This is a genomic window from Agrobacterium sp. V1 (assembly GCF_030518355.1).
Classification (GTDB): Bacteria; Pseudomonadota; Alphaproteobacteria; order Rhizobiales; family Rhizobiaceae; genus Agrobacterium; species Agrobacterium cucumeris.
Window position 1 is genome coordinate 668,704 of the sequence record NZ_JAULSF010000002.1, and the last position, 11,683, is coordinate 680,386.

Sequence of the window (11,683 nt, forward strand, 5' to 3'; positions counted from 1 at the left end):
ATGCAGATAACAAGAAGAAAACTTCTCTTCGCAAGCGGGGCGGCAGTGGCTTTTTCGGCCAGCATGTACCCCATGTTCAAACTGGATGCGCAGGGTGTTGCACCCATGGGCGCCACGGGCATGAAGACGCTTGCCGACAAACGTCCGACATTGCATGCGGATGGTATCCGTTTCGGTGCTTACGATCCGCATGGTGATTTCACCGGACAGGCCGGGGTGGCGACGGAACATCTGTTCCTGCCCTGGGAAGACGTGGATCTCGACAGTCTTGCGCTCGCGGATGCCTATGCCCTGGAGCGCAAGCGCAATGTGCTGATCACCGTCGAACCGTGGTCATGGGACGTCAACTGGCGGCTTTCCTCCGACGAGTTGCGCCGCAAGGTGCTGGGAGGCGACTACGACAAGAACATGCAGGCGATAGCCGCACGCATGTCGGCGATGAAGAGCCCGCTGATCCTGCGCTGGGGTCAGGAAATGGAAGACACGTCCGGCCGCTTCTCATGGTCCGGCTGGAACCCTCGGGACTACATCACGGCCTATAAACGCATGGTGGACATGACCCGCAGGGCGGTTCCCGGTGTCAAGGTTATGTGGTCGCCCAAGGGTCTTGATGGCCTTCGGGCTTATTATCCCGGCGATAACTACGCCGATCTCGTCGGCCTTTCGGTCTTCGGTCTCGAAGATTACGACAAGATCGAATATGGCGGACCGAAGACATTCTCCGATCTGCTGCGCAAGGGATACGGACTTGTCGAAACCTTCAACCGGCCGGTCTGGGTCGCGGAACTCGGTTATGAAGGCGGCGATTCCTATGTCCGTCCATGGATGAACGACGTAACGCTGAAACAGGCGGATTTTCCGAAGCTGGAAGAAGTCGTCTATTTCAACGACAAGGACGTGCACCCCTGGCCGCACAATCTCGGCAAGCCCGACTGGCGCGTGGTGCGCCCGGCCAAGGCTTGATTGAGGCCGGAGCGGGTCGAGCGGACGCCCGGCCCGCTCGCCCGCCCGGACATTATCCGCTGACCGCCAGCATCGCTTCAGCCTCATAGATGGCGCAGACGATGTGATAGAACGTGCTGGCCGGTGCCGGCTCGTCGAGCATCGGCCTGTCGGCCGGCCATTTGTCGAACCAGAGACCCTTCACCGGCGTGTCGAGGAAAGGCTGCAGCGCGCCGATGGCCCTGAGGCCCGAGGCGAGGTAACGCTGCCGTTCCTCGCCGGAGGTGACGCTTGCCAGGCGCACGGCCGCCTTCAGCCATTCCGTCTGCGGCCACAGCCGCGCCAACCCGTCATGCACCGAAAAATCATCGTAGAGGCTCATCACCGCCACCTTGCGGCGCGGGCAGATGCCATGCTTTTCGCCGATCTCGAACAGGCGTTTGGCCTTGTCGATCGCCTCAGCGTTGTTGCGCAGGCTGCCCCAGCGCACCAGAAGCCATGCCCATTCGAACTGGTGGCCCGGCTCCATGATCCGGCCCTTGTCGCTCTTATGCGGTGTCCAGTCATGCTCGAAGAACTCCCCCAAGCCACCATTGCCGCCATCGATGAAGCGGGTGAGCGCCAGATCGGCGATCTCGTCGGCCAGCGCCGACCATGGGCCTTCCGGGTCCTGCACCTCCCAGGCCAGCATCGCCTCGAACAGATGCATGTGCGGGTTGGAACAGAGCGGCGTGCGCGGCGGGTTTTCCTCCTCGAAACCGGCGACGGGGTGTTTGTAGTCGCGCTTGAGGATGGCAAGAATATCCAGCGCCCGGCCGCGCATCTCGTCCTTGCGCTCGGGCAGGCTCGCAGCGGTCTGGGCGGCGGCGAAAAGCGCAAAGGCCTGATTGTAGAGATCAAAGGACGGATCGATCAGTTTGCCGGTCTGGTCGGCGAGGTTGCCATAAAGACCGTTATCGAGACGATAGACCTTTTCGAACCAGGAAAGACCATGCAGGAGCGCGTCTTTCCATGGCCCCTGCCAGCCGTGCTGGCCGGCGGCGGCGAAACAATAGGCCTGACGCGGCTGCACACGGGCGCGACGATCATCGGAAAAAACCGGTTTGGCATCCTGGCCGAGGCGCTCGTAAAAGCCGCCATCCGGGCGGGCCGAACCCGCCTCCCACCATAGCGGCAGGGCATCCTCATTCAGCCATTTCCGTAATGTTCCGATCTCTTCGGCAAGCGCCTGGGCGGCACTCGGAAATTGCACTGTCATCAGTTAACTCTCTGTTTTTACAGTCGAATGAAAAAATAGATCAATAAAAATACGTGATTATAGAAGCAAGTAGACCATGGGACATATTGCGCTGCAACCGTAAAATCATCGACCTCACCCTGAGCCAACCCGCATTCGTGCGTTTGGTTCCACGGTCCTCAGTGGCAAATAGCGCGTCCAGAGTGATTCGGAATCCACAAAGTGTCGGAAATTACAACGAAAATTTGAGATTGCTTATTCGTAGTCCTCACGTATTTCGTAGGAATGGTCTCGTCATTAGTGATTCGGCCTCTTTTTAATATGGGCGGCGTTGGGGAAATAGAGGGGCACAAGGCAGTGAGATTTTCTGCCTATACTTCATTGCTGTTCTCCATTGTGGTTCTTACGGGCTGCAATACTCCCGCGGGCGTTCGCTCGTTCGGGGGCGCACAGATGTTGTCTCCGTCCGAAGCGCTGGTTTTCCCGCCGCCTGGTGGTCCGGAAATCGTCACCGTGGTCAACCGCACCTATTCCAATGCGGTGGCGCAACAGGTCATATTGCGATCCGAGGCTGCCACGCCCGGACAGAACTACATCAAGGCGGAGTTTTTCGGCCCGCAGCAGGCCGGTGATACCGATCGCGACGCTCTTGGTTTCAGCGGTTTTCGGGCTGCGTCAGTCGCGCGTGAAATCCGCACCGAATTTCCGGGACAAAACATCGCCATGTCGGCGAACTACCTGCAGAATGGCTATGGCGCCTTTTCTTATGCCGCCGGCAGCGGCCGGGGTGATGATACCTGTCTGTATGGCTGGCAGGATATACGCTCGCCGGAAAGCATGCGGCAGGATTTCCGCAATCTCGGCCGCATCAAGGTGCGGCTGCGCCTCTGCCAGTCCGGCGCGAGTGTCGAGCGACTTCTGGCGGTGATGTATAATTACACGATCACCGGCACCTATGCTTCTGAAAGCTGGAACCCTTACGGCACGCCGCAGGCGGTGGACAAAAACCTCGGACGGCCGGGCAATCCGGTCTATCCCCTGAAGACAAACGAGGTGCCGATGCGGCCCGGCGGCGAAGTGACTGCCAGCGTGCCGACAACGCCGCCAGTCCGTCGCGCGGTTGCCGCCCCGCCGGTGCAGCCGGAACCACAGCCGCTGCCGCCCGTTGCTGCTGTCAATATTCCGTCGCCCACATCGGCTGGCGCGCCCGTTCAGCCTGCACGATCAGCAGCAATGGGCCAGCGCGCCGAGAGCGAAACGGCAAGGAGCGGCCAGCAACCATCACAGGTTCCGCAGGTGTCCATTCCCTCGCCAGCATGTCTGGCCGGTTCGGGAGCGGCCCAGGGATGCAGATGATCACCGGGAATGAAGCGGAAATTCCGGGCCGAAATTCCGGATGGCGAAGAGAACGGAAAGTTTCTGGATGAACAAGGCCATCACAGTCATTGTCTGGTTGCTTGTGTCGCTTTGCGTTCTGGCCATCGTCACGATGCCGGTCAGCCTGCAGACGCATCTGGTCGCGACCGCGATCTCGCTGGTTCTTCTGGCAACCATCAAGGGGTTCAACGGGCAGGGGGCCTGGCGTCTGGTGGCGCTGGGTTTCGGCACGGCCATCGTTCTGCGTTACGTCTACTGGCGCACCACCAGCACGCTGCCGCCCGTCAACCAGCTCGAGAACTTCATTCCCGGCTTTCTGCTTTATCTGGCGGAAATGTACAGCGTCGTGATGCTGGGCCTCAGCCTTGTCATCGTCTCCATGCCGCTGCCGTCGCGCAAGACGCGGCCCGGCTCACCGGACTATCGGCCGACGGTCGATGTCTTCGTGCCGAGTTATAATGAGGATGCCGAGCTTCTGGCCAACACGCTGGCGGCGGCCAAGAACATGGATTATCCGGCCGACCGGTTCACGGTGTGGCTGCTGGATGATGGCGGCTCGGTGCAGAAGCGCAATTCCAGCAACATCGTTGAGGCGCAGGCGGCGCAGCGTCGCCACGAGGAACTGAAGAAGCTCTGCGAGGATCTCGACGTGCGTTATCTGACGCGCGAGCGCAACGTCCACGCCAAGGCCGGCAATCTCAATAATGGTCTTGCCCATTCGACCGGCGAACTGGTGACGGTGTTTGATGCCGACCATGCGCCCGCCCGCGATTTTCTTCTGGAGACGGTTGGTTATTTCGAGGAAGACCCCCGGCTCTTCCTGGTGCAGACGCCGCATTTCTTCGTCAATCCCGATCCGATCGAGCGCAATCTGCGCACCTTCGAGACGATGCCCAGCGAAAACGAGATGTTTTACGGCATCATCCAGCGTGGTCTCGACAAGTGGAACGGCGCGTTTTTCTGCGGTTCCGCCGCCGTGCTGCGGCGAGAGGCGCTGCAGGATACCGAAGGCTTCAGCGGTGTCAGCATCACCGAGGATTGCGAAACGGCACTGGCGCTGCATTCGCGCGGCTGGAACAGCATCTATGTCGACAAGCCGCTGATCGCCGGCCTGCAGCCGGCCACGTTTGCCAGCTTCATCGGCCAGCGCAGCCGCTGGGCGCAGGGCATGATGCAAATCCTGATCTTCCGTCAGCCTTTGTTCAAGCGTGGCCTCTCCTTCACGCAGCGCCTCTGTTACATGTCGTCGACGCTGTTCTGGCTGTTTCCGTTCCCGCGCACGATCTTCTTGTTCGCACCGCTGTTCTACCTGTTCTTCGACCTTCAGATTTTCGTGGCTTCGGGTGGCGAATTCCTCGCCTATACGGCCGCCTACATGCTCGTGAACCTGATGATGCAGAACTATCTCTATGGCAGCTTCCGCTGGCCGTGGATTTCTGAACTTTACGAATATGTACAGACGGTCCACCTTCTGCCTGCGGTCGTCTCCGTGATCTTCAATCCCGGTAAACCGACCTTCAAGGTGACGGCCAAGGACGAATCCATTGCCGAGGCGCGGCTATCGGAAATCAGCCGTCCCTTCTTCGTGATTTTCGCGCTTCTGGTGGTCGCGATGGCCTTTGCCATCTGGCGCATCTATAGCGAGCCCTACAAGGCCGATGTGACCCTGGTCGTCGGCGGCTGGAACCTGCTCAACCTCATCTTTGCCGGCTGTGCGCTCGGTGTCGTCTCCGAGCGCGGTGACAAGTCGGCGTCGCGACGCATCACCGTCAAGCGGCGTTGCGAGGTCAAGCTCGAGGGCAGTGACGCATGGGTGCCGGCCTCCATCGACAACGTATCGGTGCATGGGCTGCTGATCAATCTGTTCGACAGTGCCACGACCGTCGAAAAGAACACGACGGCGATCGTGAAGGTGAAGCCCCACAGCGAAGGCGTGCCGGAAACCATGCCCGTCAAGGTGGTCCGGACGGTGCGCGGCGAAGGACTGGTTTCCATCGGCTGTACCTTCTCACCGCAGCGCGCCGTCGATCACCGCCTGATCGCCGACCTGATCTTCGCCAATTCCGAACAGTGGAGCGAGTTCCAGCGCGTGCGCCGCAGGAACCCCGGCCTCATTCGTGGTACGGCGATCTTCCTCGCCATATCGCTGTTTCAGACGCAGCGCGGTCTCTTTTATCTGGTCAAGGCGCTCCGGCCCTCGGCCAAAAACGTCAAACCTGCCGGAGCTGTAAAATGACCGGCGGTAAAAAGATCAGGGGTTCGCTGACAGCATTGATGTGGGGTGCCGCCGCAACCGGTGCGATGGCGCAGTCCTCACCCTTTGATATGTCCCCGGAAAGGCCGGCGCAGACTGCGCCTGCACCGGTGTCGCCGCCCGTCGTCGTTCCTCCAGCGGCACCCAGCCAGCCGCCGCCGGTTCCGCTTCCGGCCATACCGCCGGCGCAGCCGCCCTTTGTGGTTCAGCCGGCGCCCGGGGCGCAACCGCCGCAGCGCCCCGTCGTTCCGCCGGTTACTGTTCCTCCGCGTCAGGAGGGAGCAAGACCAGCTACGGTGCAGACCCCCTTGTCCCCTGCGGATAGCCGCCGCCGTTACATTTTGCCCTATGAGAAGCTCAGCCTTTCCGGCGAGACGGACCGGCGGCAATGGGGCATCTATCTGACGCCAGAGCAGGCCAATGCCGCCGTTTCGCTTAATATCGGTTATCAGAACGCCATTGTGGTTGCGCCTGAAAGCTCGAATTTTCAGGTCAGCCTGAACAATGTTCCACTGGATGTGGCGCGCATTGAAGCGCCTGACGGTGAGGGCAATGTCTCCCTGAAAATCCCGCCCGGCGTGCTGCAGGTCGGCTCGAATGTCGTGACGCTCGGCGTGCAGCAGCGACACAGGACCGATTGCACGATCCAGTCCACCTACGATCTGTGGACCGACGTCAATCCGGCGAACACCTATATCGGCTTCAATGCCGATGTTGCCGGCGCTTTCACTAATATTGACGACATTCAGGCAACTGGACCTGATGGTAAAGCCGCGACCTCGATCGAGATCGTCGCGCCGTCGCTCGGTAATCCGGCATTTGCGGATTCACTCCTGCGCCTTTCGCAGGCGCTGGCGCTCCGAACCCTGATGCCGAACCAGTCGATCCGCTTCGTGACGGCCCCTTCATCCGAGCGCAAGCCCGGAACGCTGACGGTTCTGGTAGGCACCGCCCGTGAGATTGCGGGTATCGCCGGGGCGTTGCCGCCGGAAGCATCGGCGGGCGCCTTTGCCGGTTTTGGCAGTGCGGTGCCCAGCGGGTTTTCGCCGCTTTTCGTCAGCGGCCCCACTCCGCAGGCGGTGCAGGCGGCCATTGAGACACTGTTTTCCTCGATCTCGCGCGCGCCCGGCTCCCAGAGAACGGCTTTTTCGACCCGCAGCTGGCATGCGCCGGACGTTCCGCTCATCACCTCGGATCGCCGCATCGCGCTTTCCGAACTTGGCCTCGAAAGCAGCGAGTTTAGCGGACGCCGTTTCCGCAACGAGTTCTACATCGGCATGCCCGCCGATTTTTATGCGTCCGCCTATGGTGAGGCATCGCTGCTGCTCGACGCTGCCTATTCCTCGCAGGTCTTGCCCGGCAGCCATATCGACATCTACGTTAATAACGAGATTGCTTCGACGGTGCCGATCTCCAACAATGGCGGCGGTATTTTCCGGCATCTGCCCATCAATGTCACGATGCGCCATCTGAAGCCGGGACCGAACAAGATAACGATCGAGGCGGTGTTGATGACGGCGCAGGATCAAGCCTGCGCGCCGGGCGCGCCGGCCAGCACGACCCCGCGTTTTGCCCTGTTCGACACCACCGAAATCCATATTCCGGATTATGCCCGGATCGGTCGCAAACCGGATCTCGCGGCGATGGCGGGTGCCGGCCAGCCTTACAGGGCTGCCAGAAGCCCGGTTGCCCTCTCGCTCGATCGGTTCGATACCGACACCATGTCGGCGGCGGCAACCCTCGTCAGCCGGCTTGCGAGTGTTGCGGGACATCCGATCAATGTTGAGACCGTCGCTTCGCCCCTTGTCATCGGCGATCGCGATGCGCTGTTTGTCGGAACGATTTCGCAATTTCCGCAGGCATTGATCAGCCAGTTCAATCTCGTTCCCTCCAGCCAGATATCCTGGAAAGTCGGAACCGGTGTCCAGCCACCCGCGCAAAACAGCGAGACCCTGTTCAACGACTGGCGGGAGAGGGTGGATGGCGGCGTCTGGGAGGGGCAGGTCTCGTCCTTCGAGGACTGGATGAAGCGGAATTTCGATCTGAGTTCGGATACGCTGCGTTTCCTGCCAGCCGCCGAGCAGCCCTATGCCCCGCCTGCCAACGCCTCCTTCATGCTGGCGCAGGGGCTCAGCCCCTCCGGAGAAGGCGTCTGGACGCTTGCCACCGCGCCAACATCGGCAGAGCTTCTCGACGGCATGTCGGCCATGACGCGCGAGAACCGCTGGGGCGACGTCACGGGACGGGTCGCCGTTTACGATGCGGCTGCTGCAAAGGTCGAAACAGTCGAGGTGGAACGGCCGTATTTCTATATTACCGGGGCGTTTTCGCTCTCCAACTGGAGACTGATCGCTGCCAACTGGCTGTCCTCCAATGTGCTTTCTTATTCGCTGGCATTCATTGGCTTCGTGTCGCTTCTGGGCTTTGCCACCTTCGTGATGCTGCGCCTGATGGGACGACATCGATGACGGGCGGGGTTTCGAAACTTGCCCGCATTATCTGCCTGTCCGTGATGGCGTTGGTTGCCGGCATCTCCGTCGCCCGCGCGGCATCGGTGTCGCCGGAGGCCTGGTCCGCGTACAAGAACGCCTTTCTCGATCCCGGCGGGCGCATCATCGATACCGGTAACGGCAATATCAGCCACAGCGAAGGGCAGGGCTACGGCATGTGGCTCGCCGTGCTCTCCGACAACCTCGCCGATTTCGAACTGATCTGGAGCTTCACCCGCACCGAACTGCTGGTGCGCGACGACGGACTTTCCGTCTGGAAATGGGATCCGCGCACAAGGCCGCACGTCACTGACATCAACAACGCGACCGATGGCGATATCCTGATCGCCTATGCGCTGGCGCTCGCCGCGGGCCAGTGGAACCGGCAGGATTATGCCGAGGCATCCGCAGCCATCGCATCCGCCATCCTCAGGAAGACCGTGGTGCAGCGCGGCGGGCGAACGCTGCTTTTGCCGGCCGCCAGCGGTTTTGGTGAGGATGACCGAGGCGATGGCCCGGTGGTCAACCCCTCCTATCTCATTTTCGAGGCGTTTCCGGTCCTTGATCTGGTTGCGCCATCACCGCTGTGGAAAGCGCTTGTCGATGACGGCGTGGCGCAGGTCGGCGCTTTTGCCTTCAGCGACAGAAAGTTGCCGGCCGACTGGGTGTCGGTGAAGACGAAGCCGGAGCCGGCTTCGGGTTTTCCGCCGGAATTCGGTTATAATGCTGTGCGTATCCCGCTTTATCTCTCAAGGGCAAAAATGGGAGCGCCGGAACTGCTTGCGCGGCTGAAGGATGGCATGATGCTGGAAAGCGGTGCCGCAGGGACTTTCGACCTGAAGAGCGGAGCGGTCAAGGACGTCCTGTCGGACCCCGGCTACCGCATCATTCCGGCGCTGGCGGCCTGCGTTGCCGGCGGTCCGGCCATTCCCGCCGAACTTAAAAGCTTCCAGCCAACACTTTATTATCCTTCCACATTGCATCTTCTGGCATTGTCGTTTCTGGCAAGGAATAACGGGGAATGCCGATGAACAAGCCACTGTCGACCTCGGCTCTCATCCTGCTCCTGATTGCGCTTGCCGCCTTCCACTGGCGCGACAGCATTCTCGGGCGGGTGTCTGACGTGCATACGTCGGCGGTTGGCGACAACCGTGCGGTACCGCGCCCATCTCCGGCTGCGGCCAATCCCGCGCAGATCAATGCCTTCCTGAAAAATCGCGAGATGGCGCAGGTCACGCCGCCTGTCACGGTGCCGGCCGCAACGCCGCCGGTAACGGTGCCGGCAATGGATCGCCCGTCACAGACCGGCTGGCAATCACCACAGCCGCAAATGGCGCAGGCGCCCACTCCCCGCGCGGCTGAACCGGCTGCGGCCAATATGCCCGAGGTCGATCTCAGCGCGCTGCGTTATTTCGCGGCCAGAGGCGATACCCAGCGCCTTCAGGCCGAGATTGCCCGGCTGCGCACGCTTTATCCGAACTGGACGCCGCCGGCCGATCCGCTCGCCATTCCCGAAAATGGCGATCCCAAACTCGATGCCATGTGGGAGCTTTATACCGACGGCCGTTATGCCGAAGTGCGAAAGGCGATTGCCGACCGCCAGCAGACGGAACCCGGCTGGCAGCCGCCCGACAATCTGACCGGCATGCTGTCTCTCGCCGAAGCGCGCCAGCGCCTCGTCAATGCGTCTGATCTCAAGCAATATGCGACGGTGGTTGACGCTGCGGCAAACAATCCCGGCCTGCTGACCTGCAGCGAAGTCGATGTTTTATGGCGGGTCGCCGATGCATTTGCCAATACCGACCGCATGGGGCGGGCACGGGACGCTTATCTCTACATTCTCAACAATTGCACGATGCCAAGCGACAGGCTGGCCACGGTGCAGAAGGCATCCGCGCTTTTACCGACGGAGATGATGAGCGAGCTGCTGGCCAAGGAAAAGCCCGGCGCCGATGGCCAGCTGGAATTCGAACCGGTCAAGAATGATCTCGCCCGCCAGTTCGTGGCAAAGGCGGGGGAGAAGGAAGGCATTGCCGTTCCTTCCGCTTACCTGATGCGGCTTGAAAGACTTGCCGAGACTGACAAGCTGGCCAGCGACGCCCTGCTGCTCGGCTGGTACAACATTCGCCAGAAGAACATGACAGAGGCGGAAAAATGGTTCCGCAAGGCGCGGGAAGAGGAAGACAGCGCATCTGCCTCGCAAGGGTTGGCGCTGGCCTTGATCGACCGCAACGAGCCGCGTGAGGCCGAGGACGTCATGTATAAGTGGCGCACCTCTTCTGATGACGCGCTTGCCACCTATCTTGCCGCAACGGCCAATCTTCTGGCGCTTGAACCGCCTGTCGTGCTGCCGCCGGATGTGCTGCAACGCATCGCTGCCGAAACGGTGGCGCGCAAGGATGCGGCGACGGCGCAGCAATTCGGCTGGTATTCGCTCGCTTTCCGGCAGACGCCGCTTGCCTTGCAATGGTTCAGTACGGCGCTTGGCTGGAAACCGGATGACGAACCTTCGGCCTATGGCGTGGCGCTCAGCTATCATGACCTGCGCAATCTTGCCGGTCTGCGCGGCATCCAGCAGCAATGGGCAAGCCGCTCGCAGCGGATCGCCGATGTGGGAACCGCACGCATGGTGGACCAGTCCGGCCAGCCGCTGGCGCCGGTAACCGCACCGCCTGTTGCCGCGGCCTCTCCGACGACAGCACCCGCGCCCTATGTGCCGCAGGCGGAGACAGCGGTGGTGTACAGCCAGCCAGCCGTTCAGCAATCGCCTCCGGAGCCTTCGCGCAAGCAGGCACGCCGCCCGGCGCAAGCGCAACGGGAAGCCCGCGCCGCATCGCGTCCCCGGTCCTGCGCAGCCTATCCCGATCCGCAGCGACTGCCGCCGCAACAGGCGCTCGATCTCGGCTGGTGCCTGATGGAGACAAACCGGCCGGCGGAAGCCCTGAAAGCCTTCGAATCCGCCATTGAAGGCGGCCAGTCGACGGTCAAAAGCGATGCGGCCTATGGCCAGAGCCTTGCTTATCTACGCATGGGGCTGACGGACCATGCGGCCGTTTCGGCGACGAAATCGGGCATGGACCGGTCCCGTGCGACCGAATTGCAGGTCTCTATCCTAGCGGACAGGGCGGTTTCCGCCTTCCAGTCAAAACGCTATGCGGAGACGCTGCTGCTGCTCGATCAGCGTTCTCGGCTTGCCGACGAGCGTGCGGATCTGATGGTGCTGCGCGGTTATTCCTATCTTGCCATGCGCCGTTACGGCGAAGCGACCCAGATTTTCGAAAGCCTGACGTCCATCGGCAATAAGGATGGTATCCGCGGACTGGCGGCGGTGCGCGCGGCCCGGCCGAGCAACGGTCCGCAAGGCGGCTGACGTTGGGCCAGGAG

7 protein-coding genes are annotated in these 11,683 nt (G+C 61.5%); 6 read left to right on the forward strand and 1 reads right to left on the reverse strand.

Features of this window, described 5'->3' with window-relative positions; translation table 11 throughout:
* On the forward strand, positions 1-963 hold the full coding sequence (locus QSV77_RS17215) for a glycoside hydrolase family 26 protein (protein ID WP_142842699.1): 963 nt from the start codon (positions 1-3) through the stop codon (positions 961-963).
* A 52-nt stretch (positions 964-1,015) separates the two neighbouring features.
* On the opposite strand, the gene QSV77_RS17220 is transcribed toward QSV77_RS17215, so the two are convergent.
* Positions 1,016-2,200, reverse strand: coding sequence for an AGE family epimerase/isomerase (locus tag QSV77_RS17220; protein ID WP_302734412.1), 1,185 nt, complete (start codon positions 2,198-2,200; stop codon positions 1,016-1,018).
* Positions 2,201-2,632: 432 nt separating this feature from the next.
* On the opposite strand from QSV77_RS17220, the gene bcsN reads away from it, so the two are divergent.
* From bcsN to QSV77_RS17245, 5 genes are all read left to right on the forward strand, one after another.
* The gene (gene bcsN / locus QSV77_RS17225; RefSeq protein ID WP_302734413.1) at positions 2,633-3,535 is read left to right on the forward strand and encodes a cellulose biosynthesis protein BcsN; all 903 of its coding nucleotides are present in this window, start codon (positions 2,633-2,635) and stop codon (positions 3,533-3,535) included.
* Between the two features lie 67 nt (positions 3,536-3,602).
* Entirely contained in the window at positions 3,603-5,792 is a 2,190-nt protein-coding gene (gene bcsA, locus QSV77_RS17230; RefSeq protein ID WP_302734414.1) for a UDP-forming cellulose synthase catalytic subunit, read from the forward strand.
* Positions 5,789-8,278: a cellulose biosynthesis cyclic di-GMP-binding regulatory protein BcsB gene (locus QSV77_RS17235; protein ID WP_302734415.1), complete on the forward strand. Its 2,490-nt coding sequence runs from the start codon at positions 5,789-5,791 to the stop codon at positions 8,276-8,278. The genes bcsA and QSV77_RS17235 overlap by 4 nt, the downstream gene beginning before the upstream one ends.
* A complete protein-coding gene (locus QSV77_RS17240; protein ID WP_302734416.1) occupies positions 8,275-9,330 on the forward strand; it encodes a glycosyl hydrolase family 8 in 1,056 nt (351 codons plus the stop codon). Before QSV77_RS17235 ends, QSV77_RS17240 begins: the two co-directional genes overlap by 4 nt.
* Positions 9,321-11,669, forward strand: a complete 2,349-nt coding sequence (locus QSV77_RS17245) for a cellulose synthase (protein ID WP_302734417.1) — start codon at positions 9,321-9,323, stop codon at positions 11,667-11,669. The genes QSV77_RS17240 and QSV77_RS17245 overlap by 10 nt, the downstream gene beginning before the upstream one ends.
* The last annotated feature ends 14 nt before the right edge of the window (positions 11,670-11,683 follow it).